General features: G+C 73.0%; 17 protein-coding genes. 8 read left to right on the top strand and 9 right to left on the bottom strand.

All coding sequences use genetic code 11. The annotated features are described in order from the left end of the window. Positions 1 to 72 precede the first annotated feature (72 nt). Positions 73 to 2283 carry a heavy metal translocating P-type ATPase gene (locus ACF089_RS27190; protein WP_392031885.1) on the bottom strand — a complete coding sequence of 737 codons (2211 nt, stop codon included), beginning with the start codon at positions 2281 to 2283 and terminating at the stop codon, positions 73 to 75. A gap of 253 nt (positions 2284 to 2536) precedes the next feature. On the opposite strand from ACF089_RS27190, the gene ACF089_RS27195 reads away from it, so the two are divergent. Then, positions 2537 to 3235, top strand: a complete 699-nt coding sequence (locus ACF089_RS27195; protein WP_392031694.1) for a copper homeostasis protein CutC — start codon at positions 2537 to 2539, stop codon at positions 3233 to 3235. Between the two features lie 38 nt (positions 3236 to 3273). Here ACF089_RS27195 and ACF089_RS27200 read toward each other — a convergent pair whose 3' ends face one another. Then, the gene (locus ACF089_RS27200) at positions 3274 to 4014 is read right to left on the bottom strand and encodes a class I SAM-dependent methyltransferase (RefSeq protein WP_392031697.1); all 741 of its coding nucleotides are present in this window, start codon (positions 4012 to 4014) and stop codon (positions 3274 to 3276) included. 950 nt (positions 4015 to 4964) lie between these two features. Here ACF089_RS27200 and ACF089_RS27205 point away from each other — a divergent pair. The 4 genes from ACF089_RS27205 (at position 4965) to ACF089_RS27220 (ending at position 7647) form a co-directional block, all read left to right on the top strand. Then, positions 4965 to 5414, top strand: a complete 450-nt coding sequence (locus tag ACF089_RS27205; RefSeq protein ID WP_392031699.1) for a tyrosinase cofactor — start codon at positions 4965 to 4967, stop codon at positions 5412 to 5414. Positions 5415 to 5430: 16 nt separating this feature from the next. Beyond that, complete coding sequence (locus ACF089_RS27210; protein ID WP_392031702.1) at positions 5431 to 6249, top strand: tyrosinase family protein; 819 nt, start codon at positions 5431 to 5433, stop codon at positions 6247 to 6249. A 320-nt stretch (positions 6250 to 6569) separates the two neighbouring features. Then, positions 6570 to 7064, top strand: a complete 495-nt coding sequence (locus tag ACF089_RS27215) for an NUDIX domain-containing protein (RefSeq protein WP_392031705.1) — start codon at positions 6570 to 6572, stop codon at positions 7062 to 7064. A gap of 97 nt (positions 7065 to 7161) precedes the next feature. Next, the gene (locus ACF089_RS27220) at positions 7162 to 7647 is read left to right on the top strand and encodes a GNAT family N-acetyltransferase (RefSeq protein ID WP_392031708.1); all 486 of its coding nucleotides are present in this window, start codon (positions 7162 to 7164) and stop codon (positions 7645 to 7647) included. A 48-nt stretch (positions 7648 to 7695) separates the two neighbouring features. Here the strand turns inward: ACF089_RS27220 and ACF089_RS27225 are convergent, their stop codons facing one another. Beyond that, positions 7696 to 8466 (bottom strand): calcium-binding protein, encoded by a 771-nt coding sequence (locus ACF089_RS27225; RefSeq protein ID WP_392031710.1) that lies wholly within the window; start codon positions 8464 to 8466, stop codon positions 7696 to 7698. Between the two features lie 161 nt (positions 8467 to 8627). Further along, positions 8628 to 10772: a HelD family protein gene (locus ACF089_RS27230; RefSeq protein WP_392031887.1), complete on the bottom strand. Its 2145-nt coding sequence runs from the start codon at positions 10770 to 10772 to the stop codon at positions 8628 to 8630. 436 nt (positions 10773 to 11208) lie between these two features. Between ACF089_RS27230 and ACF089_RS27235 the strand changes: the two genes are divergently transcribed. Then, positions 11209 to 11394 carry a hypothetical protein gene (locus ACF089_RS27235; RefSeq protein WP_392031713.1) on the top strand — a complete coding sequence of 62 codons (186 nt, stop codon included), beginning with the start codon at positions 11209 to 11211 and terminating at the stop codon, positions 11392 to 11394. A gap of 91 nt (positions 11395 to 11485) precedes the next feature. On the opposite strand, the gene ACF089_RS27240 is transcribed toward ACF089_RS27235, so the two are convergent. Next, a complete protein-coding gene (locus tag ACF089_RS27240; RefSeq protein ID WP_392031716.1) occupies positions 11486 to 13123 on the bottom strand; it encodes a DNA repair helicase XPB in 1638 nt (545 codons plus the stop codon). Positions 13124 to 13538: 415 nt separating this feature from the next. On the opposite strand from ACF089_RS27240, the gene ACF089_RS27245 reads away from it, so the two are divergent. Continuing rightward, on the top strand, positions 13539 to 14195 hold the full coding sequence (locus tag ACF089_RS27245; protein ID WP_392031890.1) for a VanZ family protein: 657 nt from the start codon (positions 13539 to 13541) through the stop codon (positions 14193 to 14195). Here ACF089_RS27245 and ACF089_RS27250 read toward each other — a convergent pair. Continuing rightward, the gene (locus ACF089_RS27250; RefSeq protein ID WP_392031719.1) at positions 14158 to 16671 is read right to left on the bottom strand and encodes a helicase-associated domain-containing protein; all 2514 of its coding nucleotides are present in this window, start codon (positions 16669 to 16671) and stop codon (positions 14158 to 14160) included. The two genes, ACF089_RS27245 and ACF089_RS27250, sit on opposite strands and share 38 nt — an antisense overlap. 101 nt (positions 16672 to 16772) lie before the next feature. On the opposite strand from ACF089_RS27250, the gene ACF089_RS27255 reads away from it, so the two are divergent. Further along, entirely contained in the window at positions 16773 to 17900 is a 1128-nt protein-coding gene (locus ACF089_RS27255) for a hypothetical protein (protein WP_392031722.1), read from the top strand. A gap of 361 nt (positions 17901 to 18261) precedes the next feature. Here the strand turns inward: ACF089_RS27255 and ACF089_RS27260 are convergent, their stop codons facing one another. The 3 genes from ACF089_RS27260 to ACF089_RS27270 all read right to left on the bottom strand — a co-directional run bounded on the left by ACF089_RS27260 (position 18262) and on the right by ACF089_RS27270 (position 21234). Further along, positions 18262 to 19080, bottom strand: a complete 819-nt coding sequence (locus tag ACF089_RS27260) for an ABC transporter ATP-binding protein (RefSeq protein ID WP_392031893.1) — start codon at positions 19078 to 19080, stop codon at positions 18262 to 18264. Positions 19081 to 19088: 8 nt separating this feature from the next. Beyond that, a complete protein-coding gene (locus ACF089_RS27265; RefSeq protein WP_392031725.1) occupies positions 19089 to 20141 on the bottom strand; it encodes a FecCD family ABC transporter permease in 1053 nt (350 codons plus the stop codon). An 82-nt stretch (positions 20142 to 20223) separates the two neighbouring features. Then, on the bottom strand, positions 20224 to 21234 hold the full coding sequence (locus ACF089_RS27270; protein ID WP_392031728.1) for a FecCD family ABC transporter permease: 1011 nt from the start codon (positions 21232 to 21234) through the stop codon (positions 20224 to 20226). Positions 21235 to 21351 lie beyond the last annotated feature (117 nt).

Consider the following 21351-nt stretch of genomic DNA (forward strand, 5'->3'; position numbering starts at 1 on the left):
TGGTGTCCGCCGCGTCCGCCCCTGGGGGCTCCGCGCGGTGTGACGACGCCGCCCTGCCGCGGCGCCGCCGTGTTACGACGCTGCCTTGAAGCCCCGCAGCCGCAGGCTGTTGCCGACGACGAAGACGGAGGAGAAGGCCATCGCCGCACCCGCGATCATCGGGCTGAGCAGGCCCAGCGCCGCGAGCGGCAGGGCGGCGACGTTGTAGGCGAAGGCCCAGAACAGATTGGTCCGGATCGTGCCCAGGGTGCGGCGGGCCAGCCGGATGGCGTCGGCCGCCGCCCGCAGGTCGCCCCGGACCAGGGTCAGGTCGCTCGCCTCGATCGCGGCGTCCGTGCCCGTGCCCATCGCCAGTCCCAGATCGGCCTGGGCGAGCGCCGCCGCGTCGTTCACGCCGTCGCCGACCATGGCGACGCTGCGTCCCTCGTCCTGGAGCCGCTTGACGACGTCGACCTTGTCCTCGGGCATGACCTCGGCGATCACCTCGTCGATGCCGACCTCGGCCGCCACCGCCTCGGCCACGGCCCGGTTGTCGCCGGTCAGCAGGATCGGGGTCAGGCCCAGCGCCCGCAGCCGGGTGATGGCCTCGGCGCTGGTGTCCTTGACCGCGTCGGCGACCTCCAGCACCGCCCGCGCCTCGCCGTCCCAGGCGACCGCGATGGCCGTGCGGCCGCCCGTCTCGGCCTTCAGCTTGGCTTCGAGCAGCGCCGCCGGGAGGTGGATCTCCCACTCGGCGAGCAGCTTCTCGCGGCCCACCAGGACGGCGTGGCCGTCCACGATGCCCTGGACGCCGAGTCCGGGCACATTGACGAAGTCCTCGGGGGTGTCCAGCATCCCGATCCGCTCCGCCGCGCCGGCGGCCACCGCCTGGGCGATGGGGTGCTCGGAGGCGTTCTCCAGCGCGCCGGCCAGCCGCAGGACCTCGGACTCGTCGGTGGAGCCGGCGGTGTGGACGGCGAGCAGGGTCATCTTGCCGGTGGTGACGGTTCCGGTCTTGTCCAGGACGACGGTGTCGACCTTGCGGGTGGTCTCCAGGACCTCGGGACCCTTGATGAGGATGCCGAGCTGGGCTCCCCGGCCGGTGCCCACCATCAGCGCGGTCGGCGTGGCCAGGCCCAGGGCGCAGGGGCAGGCGATGATCAGTACGGCGACGGCGGCGGTGAAGGCGGCGGCCCAGCCCTCGCCGGTGGCCAGCCAGACGCCGAGGGTGCCGAGCGCCAGCAGGATCACGATCGGGACGAAGACGGCGGAGATCCGGTCGGCGAGCCGCTGCGCGGACGCCTTGCCGTTCTGGGCGTCCTCGACCAGCTTCGCCATCCGGGACAGCTGGGTGTCGGCGCCGATGCGGGTGGCCTCCACGACGAGCCGGCCGCCGGCGTTGAGGGTGGCTCCGGTGACGCTGTCGCCGACGGTGACCTCGACGGGGACGGACTCGCCGGTGAGCATGGAGGCGTCGACGGCGGAGGAGCCCTCGACCACGGTGCCGTCGGTGGCGATCTTCTCGCCGGGGCGGACGACGAACCGGTCGCCGACGCTCAGCTCGGCGGTCGGGACCCGGACCTCCTGTCCGTCGCGCAGTACGGTGACCTCCTTCGCGCCCAGCTCCATCAGGGCCCTGAGGGCGGCCCCGGCCTTCCGCTTGGACCGGGCCTCGAAGTAGCGCCCCGCCAGGATGAAGGCGGTGACGCCCGCGGCGGCCTCCAGATAGATGTTGGACGCGCCGTCGGTGCGGGAGATCGTCAGCTCGAAGGGGTGGATCATGCCGGGCATGCCCGCGTGGCCGAAGAACAGGGCGTACAGCGACCAGAGGAACGCGGCCGTGGTGCCCACCGAGACCAGCGTGTCCATGGTGGCCGCGCCGTGCTTCAGATTGGTCCAGGCGGCGCGGTGGAAGGGCCAGCCCGCGTAGACGACGACGGGGGCGGCCAGGGTGAGGGAGAGCCACTGCCAGTACTCGAACTGGAGGGGCGGGATCATCGCCATCGCGATGACGGGGACGGAGAGGATCACCGCGGTGAGCACGCGCTCGCGCAGCGCCCGCAGCTCGCGGTCGTCCTCAGGGGCCTCCTCGCCGTCGGACTGCCGGGGGCCGGCCTCCTTCGGCTTGGGCTCCGTCGCGCTGTATCCGGTCGCCTCGACGGTGCCGATCAGGTCCTGTACGGAGATGTCCTCGCCGCGGAAGGTGACCTTGGCCTTCTCGGTGGCGTAGTTGACGGTGGCCTCGACCCCGTCCATGCGGTTGAGCTTCTTCTCGATACGGGCCGCACAGGAGGCGCACGTCATGCCGCCGATGGCGAGCTCGACCTCTTGGTGGGTGGCTGTGTGCGCCACGGTTCCTCCCTGTCCGGTGACTGATACCCCTGGGGGGTACTCCTTATGACTCCATGTATACCCCCCCAAGGTACCTCGCGCAAGTCTGGAACCAGCCCCGCGTCCCCCGGGGCGCGGGTGCGCTCGCCGGGTGTGCGCACTAGGCTGGCATTGGACTAGACCTATTTGAATGCATTAGCCGTCTCCCAGGAGGAATGGGGTTCCCATGAGCAACCGTGCGGTCCTGGAGGTGATCGCGCTGGACGCGGCGGACGCGGTCGCGGCGCAGTCCGGCGGCGCCGACCGGCTGGAGCTGGTCGCGGACATGGCGGCGGACGGGCTGACGCCGTCGCGGGAGACATTCGGGCGGATCCGTGCGGCGGTCGACATTCCGCTCCGCGTGATGCTGCGGCTGGCCGACGGATTCTCGGCCGGCACCCCCGAGCAGGCGGAGGCGCTGGTGCGCGCCACCGCCGAGCTGCGGGCGGAGGGCGCCGAGGAATTCGTGCTCGGCTTCCTCGACGAGGCCGGCGATCCGGACCTCGTCATCGTGGAACGCCTCGTCGCCGAGATGGCGGGCAGCCCCTGGACCTTCCACCGGGCGATCGACCGGGCGGCCGACCGGGACGCGCTCCGCAAGCGGCTCGCGGACCTCCCCGGCCTGGACACCTATCTCACGGCGGGCGCGGCGACCGGGGTCGACGACGGCCTCCCCACGCTGCTCGCCGAGGTGGCCCGCGCCGGAGAGCCGGGCTACGAGCCCCTCATCCTCGTCGGCGGCGGACTGCGCCTCGAACACGTCCCCCAGTTGCTGGCCGCCGGCGTCACCGGCTTCCACATCGGCGGGGCCGCCCGCCCCGACGGCTGGTCCGGCCCGGCGGACGCGTCCTCCGTCCGGGAATGGCGCAAGGTCCTGGACGGGTAGCGCACCCGGGCCGCGGGCCCGGGGCGCGAGCCCCGGGCCTACCGGCTGCGGGCGATCGTGATGATCTCCCGCCCGCGATCCGTCACCGGCTCCCGGCCCCAGTCGCCGAACCGCTCCTCCACCGTGAAACCCGCCTCGGCCAGAAACCCGTCGAGCGCCGGGACCCCGAGGAACCGCACGCTCTCCCGCAGGACCCGGAGCACCGTGCCGTCCGGCTCGGCCAGCGTCCCGTGGAACGTCACCACCTCGCCGTCGACGGAGTCGACGTCGTGCCAGTACCGCAGGGCCCGCCCGGCGGCGTCGACGACCTCGGCCACGTCGTCCGGGTTCGCCGCGCTCCACCCCTCCCAGGCCCGCGCCCGCGGATTCCGGGTGTCGAACACGAAACGGCCCCCTCGGCGCAGCGCCCCGTGGATCGCGGCGAGCGACGCGCGTACGTCATCGTCGGTGACCAGGTCCTGAAAGGCGCGCCCCGTCATGGTCGCCAGCTCAAACCCCTCCCCGCGCGGCGCCTCCGCCGCGACGCCCTCCACCCACTCGACATCCCCCCGCCTCCGCGCCCGCTCCAGCGCGGCCCGGTCCGGATCCAGCCCCATGAGCCGCCCACGATGCCCCCGCTCCCGCGCGAGCCCCAACATCGCACCGGTCCCGCACCCGATGTCCAGGACCGAGCCCGCGCTCATGATCAGCGGTGAGTAGAAACGGTCTTCGGGGAGACGGGCGTCGGGCCAGGGGTTCAACAGGTCGTACAGCGCTGCGACTTCTGCGTCCGAGTACACGCCGCCAGTCTCCGGGGGGTGGTGCGGCGGGGCAAGGGGGGGGCGTCCCGGTGCGCCCGGGTGCCGGAGGGCGCGGGCTCCTGGGGTGCGGGTCCGTCCTCAAGCGCCGGACGGGCTGGGTTTTGCCCGCGCGCCGTCTTCCAGCGCGTCGACGTCGCCGACGCGGGGTGTCGGCCGGGCTCAAGCCGTACGGGCAAGCTCCGGCCCTGCGGCCGACTTGAGCCTTGCCGGCGTTTGAGGCGTGGGGGCCGGGGTGGTGCGCCCGGGTGCCGGAGGGCGCGGGCTCCTGGGGTGCGGGTCCGTCCTCAAGCGCCGGACGGGCTGGGTTTTGCCCGCGCGCCGTCTTCCAGTGCGTCGACGTCGCCGACGCGGGGTGTCGGCCGGGCTCAAGCCGTACGGGCTGGGTTTGTTCGGGGGCGGTGAGGTGTGCGCACAGTGCCTTTCGTCGAAAGCTCCCGCCTGGGACTGTGCGGCACACGGCGCGGGAAGCGAATCCCCGATGTTTTCGGTACTGAACTCCGGTTCGTCGGTTCCGCGACAGCGAGCGTCTCCGCGAAATGCCCGAGCCGCGCGAACACCGGTGGGGTCCGTGAACCCGCGACTCACGCTCTCACTCGACGGGCCGGGCGGCCGGCCCGGTGAAGTGGGGGCTCTAGTTCCGGACACGTTGTCGGCGTGAACGTGAACACGACACATTGCTCTGTTGAGGATGTTTTTCATGGGGCGGGGGTGATTCTCATGGAATCTTCAGCCCGACGCCTCCCCGCTTCCGGCCGACCATCCCATGCGAAAGGAATCAGCCATCGATTGTCCAGTTTCAAAATGACCATTTCACACTGAACCGATAATTCATCCCTTCTCCGGCGCTCCGGCGGCCCTGTACTCATGGCGAAAGCGGCCCGAAGTCATCATCCGGCCGCGTACCGCCATGAATCAGGGGGATTTCTGTCATGTCCAAACTCACCCGACGCCAGGCCGTCGGCACCGTCGCGGGCGTCGCGGCGGGCGTGGCCGTGGCCGGAGTGGCCGCGGCTTCCGCGAACGCCGCACCGGAGAAGGCCGGCAAGTCCGCCGCCGCGGGAGCCGGGGCCGGAACCGGCGCGAAACACCACCCCGCAGACGGCCCGGCCCCCTTCAGCGAGGTCTTCGAAGGGCGTCGTATCCAGGGCATACCCGGCGACGCGAACGCCAAGGCGCACGGGCAGCACCACCACGCATCCGCCTCCGGCTATCGCGTCCTGATCGACGGCCGGGAACTGCATGTGATGCAGAAGCCGGACGGCAGCTGGACCAGCGTGATCAACCACTATCAGACGTTCCCGGACCCACACGCCGCCGCCCGCGCCGCCGTGACCTCGCTCATGGGCGCCGGCCTCGTCCCCCACACCCCCACCGCCTGAACCGGGAGCAGCCGCCATGACCGTACGGAAGAATCAGGCGAACCTCACCGCCGCCGAGAAACGAGCCTTCGTCAACGCCGTTGTGGAACTCAAGCGGAGAGGCCGGTACGACGCCTTCGTCACCACTCATCGCGAGATCTTCGTCTCCGACATGACGGGTCCGATACAGCAGGGGCACAATTCACCGTCCTTCCTGCCGTGGCACCGCCAATATCTGATCGACTTCGAGCGGGCGCTCCAGTCCGTCAATCCCGATGTGTCCATCCCGTACTGGGACTGGACGAGGGACCGGACCACCGTCTCCTCCCTCTGGTCCGCCAACTTCCTCGGTGGAAACGGCCGGAGGCCGGACGGGCAGGTCATGAACGGCCCCTTCGCCCACTCCACCGGCAACTGGACCATCACCGTGCAGGACGACGACGCGCCCTTCCTCCGGCGCTCCATGGCACCGCCGGGCATGCCCCTGCCGACCAGGGCCGAGCTGAACACCGTTCTCGCCGTCACGCCGTACGACACCGCGCCGTGGGACTTCAACTCCCCCGGATTCCGGAGCAACCTCGAAGGCGGGACCGGCCCGGGGCCCCACAACGGGGTGCACAACTGGGTCGGCGGGCAGATGATGCAGAGCGTGTCGCCCAATGATCCGGTCTTCTGGCTGCATCACTGTTTCGTGGACAAGATCTGGGCGGACTGGCAGCGGCGCCACCGACAGCACTCCTATCTGCCCGCCACGAGCGCCACCGGCGTGGTCGCGCTGAACCAGGCCATGGCCCCCTGGAACAACGTCACCCCGGCCGCGATGCTCGACCACACGCGCTTCTACACCTACGCCTAGGAGCGCGCGCGCTCCCGCCGCCCTCCCCCTCGCCGCCGACGCGGCCCAACTCCACTTCTGCCGAACGAACGTGAGCCCCACCGGCAGACTCAGGCCCGTCGGCCAGCTCAAGCCCCGCCGACGATTGAGGCGCGGGGGGTGCGGGTCCGTCCTCAATCGCCGGACGGGCTGGGTTGGTGGTCGGGATGATGTCAGCCTCTCCGGCGATTGAGGAGCGGGGTTCGGGGCAGAGCCCCGAGGTGGGCCAGGGGTGGGCGCGGTGCCCGCCCCGTGGGCGGGGCCCGTCGTGAGGCGCGGGCACGGAGAGAGGGGTGTCGCCGGTGCTCCCGGTCGGAGATCAGCGGGGCAACACCCTCACCCGCCTCGTCCACCGCCCCGAGACCGATCCCCCCGCCGACGCCCCCACCCCCTTCGCGCTGGTCGCGCTGCGGCTGGGCGGGCGGACGCTCATGGCGTACCACCGGGGGAGGGACGCGTGGGAGCTGCCGGGCGGGATGATCGATCCGGGGGAGAGCGCCCGCGAGGCCGCCGTACGCGAACTGTTCGAGGAGACGGCCCAGCGACCGGACGGCCGGCTGGACTTCGTCGGGTACGCGGCCTTCGTCCTGGGCCCGGGGCGGCGCGCCGAGTACGGAGCGCTGTTCACGGGCCGGGCGGAGCGCCCCCGGGACTTCCGTCCGAACGACGAGATGTCCGCCATCGCCTGGTGGGATCCGCGCCTGCCGCTGCCGGGCCGGGTGCAGCCGATCGACGCGTATCTCGCCGTCCACGCGGCCGCTGCGCGAGGAGGTCGAGGAGCGCGAGAAGGGCAGTGAACCGCCGCCCGCCGGGCGGAAACTCCGGGGCCCCCGCCCGGCCCCCGGCGTAGCCTTGCTGATCCACTGCCGGCCGCCCGCACCCGTGAGGACCACTATGCGCATCCGACCCGCCGCCGCCCCCGACGCGGACTTCCTGGGCCGTGTCCTGCTGGAGGCGTACAACTGGGACGGCACGCCGAGATTCACGCTGGAGGGGCTGCTGGCGGATCCGGCGAGCGCGCACTATGTGACGGGCTGGCCCAGGTCCGGCGATTTCGGGGTGGTGGCCGAGGACGCGTCGGGGACGCCGGTCGGCGCGGCCTGGGCGCGGATCTTCCCCGAGGGCGATCAGGGCTATGGATTCGTCGCCGCCGATGTGCCGGAGCTGACGCTCGGGGTGCTGCCGGAGCACCGGGGGCGCGGGGTGGGCCGCGCGCTGATGGCGGAGCTGGTGGCGGCGGCCGCGGCCCGGGAGGGCGTCGACCGGATCAGCCTCAGCGTGGAGGACGGCAATCGCGCGGTACGGCTCTACGAGTCGTGCGGATTCCGGACCGTCGGCCGCAACGGCGGTTCGGACACGATGGTGCTGAGCGTCGGATAACCGGGCCGCGGCCGAGGGGCCCCGCCGGAGGCGGAGCCCCCCGAAGCGCTAGCGGACGTCGACGAAGTCGCCGCCGTTGGTGACCGCGGGGGTGGTCGAGGTGCCCGCGAAGCTGTAGCGGTAGGTGCCGTCGGAACCGGCCTTGACGGTGGTCCTCAGATTGCCCTTGCTGTCCGTCCTGACGGTCTTGACCGTAGTGAAGGTCTTGCCGCCCTTCTTGCGGAACTGGAGCTTCACCGGCTGCTTGGTGTACCCGGCGTACTTGCCGGTCTCCCAGTTGGCGCGGGTCAGCGACCCGGTGATCGTGAGGTCCTTGCCCTTCTTCACGGGCTCGGGCGCGGCGTTGATGGAGATCTTCGACAGCCGCTGCATGTTGAAGGACTTGGCGTTGTACCTCACCTGGTAGTTGTTGTCCCGGGACACGGCGCCGACGAGGGTCTTCCACCCGCCGGCCAGGCTGTTCTTGTACAGGTGGTACGTCGGGTCGATGACGAAGGTCATCTTGCAGCTCGCCTTCGTGCCCTTGCCGCACTTGGCCTTGCCGCCCTGGGGCTCGACGCCGCTCTCCTCCGCGTTGATGTTCTTGCCGTACCAGAGGGCGCCCAGACCCTCCTTGATGCCCGAGTTGTCGCTGGCGGTGAAGGTCACCGTGACGGTCTTCTTGGCGGAGGTGCCGAGCACGACCGCCTTGCCGCCGTTGACGACGACGTTCGAGATCTTCGTGTTGCCGACCGCTTCGTCGGCCTGGGCGGCCGGAGCGGACAGAGCGGTGAGGGCCAGAGCGCCGGTGACCACGGCGGCGGATACACGAAAACGCATGTTTTCCCGGTTCGGAGAGGGGCCGCCGGCGGCGCGTCGGAACGCGCCGGCCGAGAGCCCGGGCTTGTCGAGCCTGCTGACTCAACAAGTCCAGACATAGGAGTCATAGAAATGGTTGTACGGCATCATGCATTTTCTTGGGCGATCTCTCCGGGACCGGCTCAGACCTCGCCCAGCTGCGCGGGCAGCGGCTCCCGGTGCAGCACGGTCAGCCCCGACACCGCACGGGTCAGCGCGACATAGAGCCGGCGCAGGCCCGTGCGCTCGTCCGGCTCCCCGGCGACCACCGCGGCCGGTTCGTCCAGGACGACGTAGTCGTACTCCAGACCCTTCGCCAGCGAGGCGGGCACCAGCGTCAGCCGCGACTCGGCGGTCGTCTCCGAACCGGGCGTGAGCGTGGTGAGACCGGCCGCCGCGAGGGCCGCGCCGAGCGTCTCCACCCGGGCGTCGGCCGCGATCAGACCGATCGAGCCCTCCTGGCCGAGCGCCTCCCGGCAGGCCGCCACCACCGCCCCGTCCAGCTCCTCCGTCCCACCGGCCCCCTCGGGAGCCGCCCCCTCGGGAGCCTCCGCCCCCTCCAGAGCCTCCGGCGACTCCCCTACCTCCTGTGCCGTCCGTACCTGCCGTACCTGCCGTACCTGCCGTACCTGCCGTACCTGCCGTACCTCCAGCGACCCCGGCGACTCCCGCACCGAGTGGACCTCCGCCAGCCCCGGCGACATGTGCGGCAGCAGCCGCGAGGCGTACGAGATCACCTCGCGCGGCACCCGGAAACCGGCCGTCAGCTCCTCCACCGCCGCGTCCGGCTTGCCCAGATGCTCCAGCGCCTCCCGCCAGCTTCCGGTGGCCCACGGCGTGGTGCCCTGCGCCAGATCCCCGAGGACCGTCGCGGAACCCGTCGTACAGCGCCGTCCCACCGCCCGGTACTGCATCGGGGAGAGGTCCTGCGCCTCGTCCAGCACCACATGCCCCAGCGAATGCGTCCGCCGCACCAGATCCGTCGCCTCGTCGATCAGCACCGCGTCCGCCGCCGACCACTTCGCCGCGCGGACGCTCCGCACCGGCTTCGGCCACAGCACGGCCCGCTGCTCCTCCTCGCTCAGCACCCCCTCGGCGTGCGCCGCGAGGAACTCCGCGTCCGAGAGCAGCCGCAGCACCAGCTTCGCCGGATCCACCGGCGGCCACACCGCCTTCACCGCCGCCTTCACCGCCGGATTGCGCGCCACCGCGTCCTGCACCCGGTCGTCCGGAGCCTCCCCCGACTCCTCCATCCGCACCAGGACGGAGTGCGCGATCCGCTGGGGCAGCGCCTCGCGGGCCGCCCCGTACCGCATGTCGCGCGCGAGCAGCTCCTCGACGATCTCCGCCAGCTCGTACGCGGGAATCCGCCACCGCCGGGAGCCGCGCACCACGACCACCGGCTCGGTGGGGGCCGTGACATGCGAGCGGACGGCGCGCCGCAGCACCACGGCCATCCGGGCATCGCCCTTGATCACCGCCGTGGCGGCGGGATCCGTGCCGCGCAGTTCGACATGGCCCACCAGATCGTCGACGGTGGACTGCTTGACCTCCAGCTCGCCGAGGGCGGGCAGCACCTGCTCGATGTAGTGGAGGAAGGACCGGTTCGGCCCGATGACCAGCGTCCCGGTCCGCGCCAGCCGCTCCCGGTGCGCGTACAGCAGATACGCCACCCGGTGCAGCCCCACCGCGGTCTTCCCGGTGCCGGGGCCGCCCTGGACGCAGACCGTGCCGCCGAGACCGGACCGGACGATCTCGTCCTGCTCCGGCTGGATCGTCGCCACGATGTCCCGCATCGGGCCCACACGCGGACGCTCGATCTCCGCCTGGAGGAGTCTGCTGGTACGGGACTCCTCGGCCGGGTCCGTCAGCCGCTCGTCCTCGTACGCCGACAGCTCGCCGCCCGTGTAGCCGAACCGGCGGCGCAGCCCGACGTTCAGCGGATCCTTCCGGGAGGCCCGGTAGAACGGCTGCGACACCGGGGCGCGCCAGTCCACCACCATCGGGTCGCCGTCCGCGTCATGGACGTGCCGCCGGCCGATGTAGAACCGGAACGCGCCCTGCTCGCCGCCGGACCCGGCGCCCGGACCGTTCTCCGGCTCCCCGGCCCCCGGACCGTTCTCCGGCTCCCCGGTGCGCAGATAGTCGAGGCGGCCGAAGAAGAGCGGGGTGTGCGAGAGATCCGCCAGCTCCTTGATCCGGGTCGTCATCTGCGACTCCAGGACCCGGGAGTTGACCCAGTTCGCCGTGACGTTGGAGAGGTCGAGCGCCTCGACGCCCTCACGCATCACCCGCAGCGCGGTGCGCGACGCCGACAGATGGGCGCGCTCCCGGGCCAGCGGCTGATCGGCCTCGGGGTGCTCAGAGGCGTCGGCGAGGTCGGGGGCGTCGGCGCGCCCGGGGGCGTCGGCGTGGTCAGGGGCATACGCGGGCACAGGTCGCCTCCGGAGGAAGGAACAGCGTGGGCATGAGCGTGGGCATGACCGGCCGGTTTCCGTCCGGACGGCGGCGCTCCGCGACAAGCGGGAGGCGGGGGAACGCAGGAGTCTACTCAGCGCTCCGGAGGACGGCGAACCGATTTCTCGGCGGCAGGGAGGACACCGCTCTCCTCCTCAGGTGCCGCACCCTGAGGGAAACCCCTATACCTGGAGTCGTAGGAAGTCAGGGAAGGGTTTCACCCCCGGGGGCGATGTCTCACAAGACCGCCCGAACCACTATGGACCCATGAACACAGCGACTTTCTCCCACAGCGCCCAGGCCCCTCTCACCCACGGCGACAGCGCCGGTGACAACCACGCCGCGCAGGGCGTCGGCGGTGCGCTGCGCGCGCTGAAGGTGTTCGCCGGAGCGATCTTCAGCGTGGCCGTGCTCGGGGAGTACGCGGAGGACGCGGGCGTACGCCGCCACTGAGCGCGCGCCCCCGCCGACCGACCGGGCCCCGGCCGCACCCCCGACCCGCGCCCCCGTCCCTCCCGCTACCGCCGCGCCGCCCGCGCACGGCTCACTTCAGCAGCTCGTCCGCGTCCACGATCCGGTACGCGTAGCCCTGCTCCGCCAGGAACCGCTGGCGGTGCGCCGCGAAGTCCTGGTCGATAGTGTCCCGGGCGACCACCGAGTAGAACCGGGCCTCGTGCCCGTCCGCCTTCGGCCGCAGCACCCGGCCCAGCCGCTGGGCCTCCTCCTGGCGTGAACCGAAGGTGCCCGACACCTGGATGGCGACCGTCGCCTCCGGCAGGTCGATGGAGAAGTTCGCCACCTTCGAGACCACGAGCACCGAGATCTCGCCCTGACGGAACGCGTCGAAGAGCTTCTCGCGCTGCGCGTTCGACGTCTCACCCTTGATCACGGGCGCGTCCAGATGCTCGCCCAGCTCGTCCAGCTGGTCGATGTACTGGCCGATGACCAGCGTCTGCTCGCCCTGATGCTTGGCGACCAGGGCCTCCGTCACCTTCCGCTTGGTCGCGGTGGTGGCGCAGAAGCGGTACTTCTCCTCCGTCTCGGCGGTGGCGTACGCGAGCCGCTCGGAGTCGGTGAGATTGACCCGCACCTCCACACAGTCCGCGGGCGCGATGTACCCCTGCGCCTCGATCTCCTTCCACGGGGCGTCGAAGCGCTTCGGCCCGATGAGCGAGAACACGTCCGACTCGCGCCCGTCCTCCCGCACCAGCGTGGCCGTGAGGCCGAGCCTGCGGCGCGCCTGGAGGTCGGCGGTGAACTTGAAGACCGGCGCGGGCAGCAGATGGACCTCGTCGTAGACGATCAGGCCCCAGTCGCGGGAGTCGAACAGCTCCAGATGCGGGTAGATGCCCTTCCGCTTGGTCGTCAGCACCTGGTAGGTGGCGATGGTGACCGGGCGGATCTCCTTCCGCGTACCGCTGTACTCGCCGATCTCGTCCTCGGTGAGCGAGGTGCGCTTCACCAGCTCGTGCTTCCACTGGCGGGCCGAGACGGTGTTGGTGACGAGGATCAGCGTCGTCGCCTTCGCCTGCGCCATCGCCCCGGCCCCGACCAGCGTCTTGCCCGCGCCGCAGGGCAGCACGACCACCCCGGAGCCGCCGTGCCAGAAGCCCTCGACGGCCTGCTTCTGATACGGGCGCAGCCCCCAGCCGTTCTCGTCCAGATCGATCCGGTGGGCCTCGCCGTCGACGTATCCGGCGTGGTCCTCGGCCGGCCAGCCCAGCTTCAGCAGGGTCTGCTTGATCTGCCCGCGCTCGGAGGGGTGCACCACCACCGTGTCGGGGTCCAGCCGCTCCCCGACCAGCGGCTGGACCTTCTTCGAGCGGAGGATCTCCTCCAGTACGGGCCGGTCGGTCGAGGTCAGCACGAGACCGTGGACGGGATGCTTGGAGAGGGTGAGCCGGCCGTAGCGGGCCATCGTCTCGGCGACGTCCACCAGCAGCGCGTGCGGCACCGGATAGCGGCTGTACTGCACCAGCGCGTCCACGACCTGCTCGGCGTCGTGTCCGGCGGCGCGGGCGTTCCACAGGCCGAGCGGGGTGATCCGGTAGGTGTGGATGTGCTCCGGGGCGCGCTCCAGCTCCGCGAAGGGGGCGATGACGCGGCGGCAGGCGTCGGCCTGCTCGTGGTCGACCTCCAGGAGGAGCGTCTTGTCGCTTTGCACGATGAGGGGACCGTTCACACCCGCGCCTTTCGGTAGGCCAAACCTCCAGTGTGCCGTACTCGCCCCGAGTATCCGCCGGTACGGAGCCGAGTACGCGCGCGGTGCCGGGCCGGGCCGGGGGCCGGTCGGGTGGCTGGTCGGGCGGCCCGACGGGTGGCCGGTGGGGCGGCCGGCCGGTGGGCGCGGGGGACGATCGGGGAAGTTCCGGCCTGATCGCGGGCGGGCGGGGCACCCGCGAGTCATGACCGGACTGCGGAAGCGGGAGAAGACTCAAGGCCCCCGGGGCCCCGAAGGCGCGGAAGGCCCCCGGGGCTCGGAGGGCGCGGACGGGCGGCCTGCGGACAGGGGCAGGCACAGGGGCAGCTACAGGGACAGGGGCACGGGCGCGACGGCGCGGACGACCCGGGGCAGAGCCGCCCTCCGGGTGCTGATCATGGTGGTGGGCGCGATCGCGCTGGTGGGGTTCTCCGTGGTGCTGGCCCGGCTGACGCTCACCCCGTCGGCCGCGTCCGCCGACATCGCGGGGGCCAATCTGCGGCCGGGGCGCTCACTGCGGGAGTACGCCGAGAACTACACCTTCCTCGCGGCGTGCAAGCAGATCGGCGGCAATCTGCTGCTCGGTGCTCCGTTCGGGCTGATTCTGCCGGTGCTGGTGCAGCGCAGGATGCGCATGGTGCGGGTGGTGCTGCTGACCGCCGTCGTCATGGCGCTGGTCGAGCTGATCCAGGGCGCGCTCGTCGAGGGACGGGCCTTCGACGTGGACGACGTGTTCCTCAACACCGGCGGGGCGCTGATCGCCTATCTGCTGCTGGGGCGGCGGATCGGGCATCACTTCCACGCGCTGGCCGGGCCGCCGCCGGGCGCCCGCGAGCCGGGACCGCCGCCGGCCGCTCAGGACCCGGGGCCGCGGCCGGGTGCGCAGGACCCGGGGCCCCCGCCGGGCACTCCGCCGGAGGCGGTCCCCGCCGCACCCGTAGCACCCGCCGCATCCGACGGTCCCCGGCCGGGCGACCGGGCCCCGGGGCGCGGGCTCATGGCCAGGCTCACCAGGCTCAGGCGGGATCGTCCGCCAGCTCCGCGACGCCCGTGATGCGATGCAGCGGATAGGTGCGGACCTCGTCCGCCGTATGGTCGTACGCGGTCACGAAACCGCCCTCGACCCGCACCGGCGCGATCACCCGCTGGCTCGCCGCCCCCTCCGCGTTGACATAGCCGATCCACAGCGCGGACCCCGTCATCACCGCCGCCTGGACGGTCGCCAGCGTCTCCGCCGAGGTCGAACGGGGCAGCCCGCCGCCCGGACCCGCCGGCCGGGCCGCCGGTTCGGCGGCGGGCTTGCGCTCCACCGTCGCTGCCAGGTCCCCGGCGCGGATCGCCCGCACCGCCGCCGCCAGCAGCGTGCCGTCCGGCGCCGGCGGACCGTCCGGCACCGGCACGGGCGGGGTGCGCGGCCCCGTCCGGTGGGCATGGGCGCGGGTGATGAGGACATCGCCCTGCGCCGACTCCGCCGAAGGGGCGTACCCGATCGACCGCAGACTCTGCAGCAGCGTCGACGGATCGGCCTGGGCGGCCAGCACCGTGGGCGCGAGCCGGCGCAGCCCCAGCCCCTGGGAACGCTTGTCCGCGAGGATCTCCTCCAGCAGCGCGTCGTCGTCGCAGCGCAGATACGCCGAGGCCGCGCCGATCCGCAGATGGCCGTGGCGGCGGGCGACGTCGTCGATGAGATAGCTGAGCGGCTGCGGCACCGGAGTACGGGAGTGCGCCGCCAGGAACGTGTGCAGATCGGACGCCGAGCGGCCCGCGTCCAAAGCCCGGCGCACCGAGCCGGGCGTGAAGCGGTACACCGTCGCCCCGCCCTTGGACTCCACATCCGCCAGGACCGCGAGAGTCTCCGCGAGCGGTCGCTCCAGCGGCCCGGGAGCCACGGCCGTCAGATCGGCCTGGAGCAGCACATGGTCGAGCGGCGTCGGCAGCAGCGGCGCGAGCGCGGCGGCGGCGTTCCCGGCGGCCGCGGCCGCCGCGGCGCTCCGGGCCTCCCGGTCCGGGTCCCCCGCGGTGTCGTCCGCCGCACCCAACAGCGCCCGCCCGTGCGCCGACAGCGCGCCCCGGCCGGTCACGCCCAGCGTCTCCGCCTCCGTCAGCGTCCACGCCACCAGCCGCGAACGGAGATCCACCACGCCGTCCGCCCCGGCCGCCGCGCCCGCCCGCAGCGGGCGCTCCCATCTCAGCCGGGCGAGCACGGTCTCCGGATCCGCCGCCGTCCCCGCGGGCAGCGACGCCAGCAGATCCAGCACCCGCCGCCGGACCTCGGGAGCCGCCGAACGGTCCATCTCGGGCCCCAGCGCCGCCAGCGCCCTGCCCTTGCCGTCATGGCCGCCGACCAGCCCGGCGGTCCGGGTGGCGGTGAGCCACGCCTCCGCCAGCAGCGCCCAGCGCTCGGCGGCCGGCAGGGTGAGCCACTCGTCGTACACCGGCGTGGGGGCGTACCGCTCGTCCGCCTCGCCGTCCGAGGCCAGCAGACCTGCCGTGTACGCCAGCTCCAGCCAGAACGCGGCCATCTGCTCGCCCGTGTCCAGCGCGGCCGCGGTCCGCTTGAGGTCGCGTACCGCGATCCCCCCGGCCCGCAGCACCGGCGGGCCGCCCTCGTGCCAGTCCTGCAACAGCTCCTCGACCGTCGACAGAGCGGTGTACGCCTGACCCGCCGCCGTGCTGTCCACAGCCTGGGGACGGCCCGACGCCGACACGGCGGGGACGATCTCGGGCGGCGCGGGCTCCGCGATCCGGTGCGCCCGGCCCGCCCGCAGATGGAGCGCCGCCTCGCGCGGCAGCACGACCGTGCGCGGCGACGCCGGCAGCAGCAGACCATGGTCCCGCAGCCAGCGCACCGGCGGCGTGGGAGTCGCCGTCACCTCCCCGTACGGCGGGCCCCACACCAGCCGGTCCAGCACCGTCAGCGCCTCCGGCGGGGCCTCGTCCAGCAGCGCGCCCATCCGCCGCCGATCGGTGAAGAGCGACGTCAACGCGGTGACCGCCGACACCGGATCGTGCGTCGTCGGCAGCCCGTTCGCGGCCAGAATCTCCTGGAGCCGCCCCGGCGACATCCCCGCCGTCGCCTCCGCGACCGCCGGCCCGAGCCCCGTCGGGGACGGCCGGGCCGGCGACGGCGTCAGCAGCTCCCGCGCCGTGCGCACCAGCCGCAGCCGGTCGTCGCCGCCCCACACCAGCGCCTGCGTCCGCAGACCCGCCAGTGCCCCCGGCAGCGCCGCCTCCACCGCCGGATCGCCGTCGTCGCCGCCCAGCAGCGCCAGCAGCGCGCCGTAGGACGCCGGATCGGGGGCGACCGCCAGCGCCTCGGCGGTCTGGAGGGTGAACCGGTCGAGCCGTTCCAGCGCCCGTACGACCGAGGCGCGGGTGCCCGCGCGGGTGGCGAGCTGCGTCAGATCGCCGGGCACCGGATTCAGCAGATCGGGGCGGGCGCGCAACAGCGCGGCCAGCTCCGTCTCGCCGCGGGTGCGCAGGGCCTCGGCCAGCGTGCGCGGACTGCTTCCTTCGGGCGTGGTCCCCATCCGCACCACGTTAGTCGCTGCGGGGGCTCGTAGAGTCCCCGGAGCGCTGAGGGCGCGCTACCGTCGGCAGGCAACATCCGGGAACGTCAGGGGAAACGGCCGTGGGGATCGAGAGTGACCAGCTCGTCTACGACTATCTGAGCCGGGTCGGCGATCTGGCCCAGCAGCGCCAGCTGCCGTCCGGGGACCGGATGCGGCTGGTCGCGTCGCTGCGCGGCGAGATCGACCGGCGGCGGGCCGGGGCGGCGCCGGACAGCCCGGCCGCCGTGCGGCGGATCCTCGATCGGATGGGGACGCCGGACGAGGTGGTGGAGTCGGCGGGCGCGGGCGGGGGCGCCGCCCCGGCGTCCGGCGCCTCTGCGTCCGGCGCCCCGGGCCCGGCCCGCCCGGCGCCGGCCGCCTCCGGCTCCGGGCCGGCCGTCCCCGAGGCCGCCGCCGAGCTGCCCCGGCAGCGGATGCGCCGGCGGATTCCGCGCCCCCGCAGGACCGCGGCCCAGCGGCCCACCGCCCCGCCGTCCCCGCCGCCGGCCCCGGCGGGCGCTCTGCCGCCCCATCTCGCCGGGCTGGACGAACTGGGCTCCTCCGACGCGGACGTCGACTGGTGGAGCGTGACCCCGCAGCCGTTCGGGCCGGGGGAACGGGTGGCCGGGTTCACCGGCGGGGTCGAGATCCCCGAGATACTGACGCCTCCGCCGGCGGAGGACGACCAGGACGCGGTCGGGGAGAAGGCGGCGAAGGACGAAGGGGCGGCGAAGGGGAAGACCACCGGGGATCCGGCGCCGGACGCCCCCGGGGCGGGTCGGCGTCTGGCGGGGCTGCTGCGCCGACGCCGGGCCGCCGACGCGCCCGTCGAGGCCGAGGCCGTACCCGACGAGGGCGGGCCCGAGCCCCGAGCCCTGTTCGCCAACCCGCTGCTGCTGCTCGCCGCCGCGCTGCTGGTCGGCGGCGCGCTCTTCGGCTCCTGGATCGCGCTCGGACTCGGCTGGGTCCTGGCGTATCTCTCGCGCCGGCTCACCCCCGTCGAGACGAAGATCGCGGTCTTCGGGCTGCCCGGTACGGCTCTGGCGGCCGGGGCGGTCTGGCTGTGGGGGCGGACCGAGGGGCGCTGGGGCGAGCCGGTGCCCCAGGAGGGGATGGCCGAGGCGATCTCCGCGGCGTGGCCCTGGGTGCTGAAGGGGGCGGCTCTCGCCTCCGCCGTCTATCTGGTCTGGCGGGCGCGGAGGCGCTGAGCGGGTTCGGCGGGGTGCGTGGTGCGCGGGGCGCGGTGCGCGGGGCGCGGTGCGCGGGGCGCGTGGCGCGTGGTGTGCGGGGTGCTGGGTGCGGGGTCCGCTCCGGGGTCGCGCCGGGACTGCATGATTTACGGCGCGTGCGGGCGCCCCGATCCGCTCGGGCCCCTCAGCGCCACAAATCACGCTCTATGTCCCGACACCACCCCTGCGCGGCCCCCTCCCGGAGACTCGACAGTTGCTCTCCTGGTTCCGTACCGCGTCTGTGCGGATCCTTCCCGGGGATTCGACAGTTGCTCTCCGCGCTGGTTCCGCAATGTCCCCTGATGCGGGTACGTGTCGCTTTCGCAGGGGGGCGGGGGTGTCAGGGGGCGGGGTTCTTCGCGGTGGTGGCGGGTGGGCGGGGGGTGGGGACGTAAGGGGCGGCGGGTACCACCAGGGGGGAGCCGGTCACCGGGTCCGGGACCACCACCGACTCCAGGCCGAAGACCTCGCGCACCAGCTCCGCGGTGACGACCTCCTCGGGCGGGCCCTCCTGCACGATCCGGCCCTCCTTCATCGCGACCAGATGGTCGGCGTAACGGGCCGCCTGGTTGAGATCGTGGAGCACCGCGACGACGGTCCGCCCGCGCTCGTGGTTGAGCCGGCGGACCAGGTCGAGGACCTCCACCTGGTGGGATATGTCGAGGAACGTCGTCGGCTCGTCCAGCAGCAGCACCTCCGTCTCCTGGGCGAGCGCCATCGCGATCCACACCCGCTGGCGCTGCCCGCCGGAGAGTTCGTCCACCGAGCGCTCGGCGAGCGCCGTGACGTCGGTGCGCTCCATCGCGTCCGTGACCGCCCGCTCGTCCTCCGCCGACCACTGCTTCCACCACGCCTGGTGGGGCTGCCGGCCCCGGGAGACCAGATCGGCCACCGTGATCGCCTCCGGGGCCACCGGGGACTGCGGCAGCAGCCCGATGGAGCGCGCGATCGTCTTGGTGGGGATCCGGGCCAGCTCGGCCCCGTCCAGGAGCACCGCCCCGCCCTTCGGCTTCAGCAGCCGCCCCAGCGCCCGCAGCGTGGTCGACTTCCCGCAGGCGTTCGGCCCGACGATCACGGTCACCCGGCCGTCGGGGATCGCGAGATCGATGCCGTGGACGACGGTGCGATCCTCGTAGGCGAGCGTCAGCTCGCGCGCCATGAGTCTGCTCACGCGTTTCCTCCGGTGGTACGGCTGCGCATGAGCAGCCAGATCAGATACGGGGCGCCGACGGCGGCCGTCAGCACCCCCACGGGCAGTTCGGTGGGGGCGAGGATCCTGCGGGCGAGCAGATCGGCCAGCACCACGATCACCGCCCCGGCCAGCGCCGAGGACAGCAGGGGGATCTGCGCGGTACGGGTCAGCCTGCGGGCGATCTGCGGTGCGAGCAGCGCCACGAAGTCGACGGGCCCGGCCGCGCCCGTCGCCACGGACGCCAGCACCACACCGGTGAGGACCAGCCCGAGCCGTACCCGGCCCAGCCGGATGCCCAGCGAGGTGGCGGTGTCGTCGTCCAGGGAGACGTTCCGCTGGGCGCGGGCCGCCCACAGCACGGCGGGGAGCAGGGCGAGCAGGGTCCAGCCGAGCGGGGCCGCCTCCTCCCAGCCGCGGCCGTTGACGGAGCCGGACATCCAGATCTGCGCCTGCTGGGCGACGACATGGTCGGCCTTCGTCATGAAGAGCAGGGTCAGCGAGCGCAGCGCGACGCCGAAGCCGATGCCGATGAGGACGAAGCGGGTGGCGTGCAGTCCGCCGCGCCAGGCGAAGACATAGACCAGGAGCGCGGCCGCCAGGCCCCCGGCGACGGAGAGATACGGCAGCAGGGCCGCCGAGCTGATGCCGAAGGCGAGCCCGGCGACGGTGACCGCCGTCGCGCCCTGGCTGATGCCGATGATGTCGGGGCTGGCGAGCGGATTGCGGGCCACGGTCTGGATCAGCGCGCCCGCGACCCCGAACGCGAGGCCGACCAGCAGCGCGACGGTCATCCGGGGCAGCCGCAGGGTGCCGACGACCAGTTCGTGGGCCGAGGGCTGCCCGAAGACCACCTTCACCACCTCGCCCGGGGCGACGAAGCTCTCCCCGACGGAGAGGTACACCACGCAGACGGCGGCCAGCAGCGCGCCCAGCGCGGTGGCGGTCAGCGCGGCCCGCCGGTGCAGCAGGAAGGCGGCGGGTCCCCTTCTCAGGACGGTGTAGCCCGCGGGGCGGACGGTGGTGCTCATGTGCGGGCCCCCGGGGGATTGGCGACGCCTCTGCGGGCGGGCGTGGACGTGGCGTCGGCGGCCGGAAGCGGCGGGCGGGTCGTCACGCGGGCACCGCCTTGCGGCGGACGAGGGCGACGAGGAAGGGGACGCCGATCAGCGCCGTCGTCACGCCCGCGGGTATCTCCCCCGGCGGGAAGACCACCCGGCCGATCACATCGGCCGTCAGCAGGATCACCGGGCCGATCAGCGCCGCCAGCGGCAGCACCCAGCGGTGGTCCGTGCCCACGATCGCGCGGGCGATGTGCGGGACGGCCAGGCCGACGAAGGCGATCGGGCCCGCCGCCGCCACGCCCGCCCCGGTCAGCACGGTCGCCCCGACACCGCCCACGATCCGCACCGAGGCGATGTTCTGGCCCAGCCCTTTCGCCATGTCCTCGCCGAGCGCCAGGGCGTCCAGACCGCGCGCGACCGACACCACCAGCACCGTGCCGAGCAGCAGGAACGGCCAGACCTGGTGCACGATTTCCATCTCCCGCCCGGCGACCGACCCCACCTGCCAGAAGCGGAACTCGTCCAGCGTCGACGACTTCGTGGTCAGCACCCCCGTCGTCACGGACGCCAGCAGCGCGTTGATCGCCGCGCCGCCGAGCGCCAGCTTCACCGGAGTGGCCCCGCCGCGCCCGCTGGAGGCGATCGCGTACACCGCCACCGACGTCAGCGCCGCGCCCGCGAAGGCGAACCAGACGTACCCGGACAGCGTGTGCACGCCCGCGAAGGCGATCGCCAGGACCACGCCCATCGACGCGCCCTGGCTGATGCCGAGGATGCCCGGGTCGGCGATGGGATTGCGGGTGATGCCCTGGAGCGCCGTGCCCGCGATCGCGAGCCCCGCGCCGACCAGGACGGCGATGATCGTGCGCGGTACGCGCATCTCCAGAACGACCCGGGCGTCGTCGCCGCCGCCCCCGTTCCACAGGGCGTCGAGCACGGTGGACGGCGCGATGGACCGCGCCCCCACCCCGAGACTGAGCAGGACCGCGACGAGCAGGGCCGCCAGGGCCGCCACCGTCCAGCCGATGCGTCGGAGCGCGAGCGCGCGTCTGGCTGACATGGGCACCAATCAGGGAGTGGAACCGGCGGGGTTGGTAAGGCTTGGCTAAGTGTAAAGGTGCCGGTGTAGCGGGCACCGATAGGCACAATTGGCCCCATGGACCCCATGGAATCCCTT

Origin of the sequence: Streptomyces sp. NPDC014894 (assembly GCF_043080985.1) — a bacterium.
Taxonomy (GTDB): Bacteria; Actinomycetota; Actinomycetes; order Streptomycetales; family Streptomycetaceae; genus Streptomyces.

What these genes read in the sequence shown, in the direction of transcription:
- ACF089_RS27205 (WP_392031699.1), top strand. Translation starts at nt 4,965, where the DNA reads ATGTCCAAACTCACCCGACGCCAGGCCGTCGGCACCGTCGCGGGCGTC.
- ACF089_RS27245 (WP_392031890.1), top strand. Translation starts at nt 13,539, where the DNA reads ATGGTGGTGGGCGCGATCGCGCTGGTGGGGTTCTCCGTGGTGCTGGCC.
- ACF089_RS27270 (WP_392031728.1), bottom strand. Translation starts at nt 21,234, where the DNA reads ATGTCAGCCAGACGCGCGCTCGCGCTCCGACGCATCGGCTGGACGGTG.
- ACF089_RS27260 (WP_392031893.1), bottom strand. Translation starts at nt 19,080, where the DNA reads ATGGCGCGCGAGCTGACGCTCGCCTACGAGGATCGCACCGTCGTCCAC.
- ACF089_RS27235 (WP_392031713.1), top strand. Translation starts at nt 11,209, where the DNA reads ATGAACACAGCGACTTTCTCCCACAGCGCCCAGGCCCCTCTCACCCAC.
- ACF089_RS27250 (WP_392031719.1), bottom strand. Translation starts at nt 16,671, where the DNA reads ATGGGGACCACGCCCGAAGGAAGCAGTCCGCGCACGCTGGCCGAGGCC.
- ACF089_RS27210 (WP_392031702.1), top strand. Translation starts at nt 5,431, where the DNA reads ATGACCGTACGGAAGAATCAGGCGAACCTCACCGCCGCCGAGAAACGA.
- ACF089_RS27220 (WP_392031708.1), top strand. Translation starts at nt 7,162, where the DNA reads ATGCGCATCCGACCCGCCGCCGCCCCCGACGCGGACTTCCTGGGCCGT.
- ACF089_RS27265 (WP_392031725.1), bottom strand. Translation starts at nt 20,141, where the DNA reads ATGAGCACCACCGTCCGCCCCGCGGGCTACACCGTCCTGAGAAGGGGA.
- ACF089_RS27190 (WP_392031885.1), bottom strand. Translation starts at nt 2,283, where the DNA reads ATGACGTGCGCCTCCTGTGCGGCCCGTATCGAGAAGAAGCTCAACCGC.
- ACF089_RS27195 (WP_392031694.1), top strand. Translation starts at nt 2,537, where the DNA reads ATGAGCAACCGTGCGGTCCTGGAGGTGATCGCGCTGGACGCGGCGGAC.
- ACF089_RS27225 (WP_392031710.1), bottom strand. Translation starts at nt 8,466, where the DNA reads ATGCGTTTTCGTGTATCCGCCGCCGTGGTCACCGGCGCTCTGGCCCTC.
- ACF089_RS27230 (WP_392031887.1), bottom strand. Translation starts at nt 10,772, where the DNA reads ATGCGTGAGGGCGTCGAGGCGCTCGACCTCTCCAACGTCACGGCGAAC.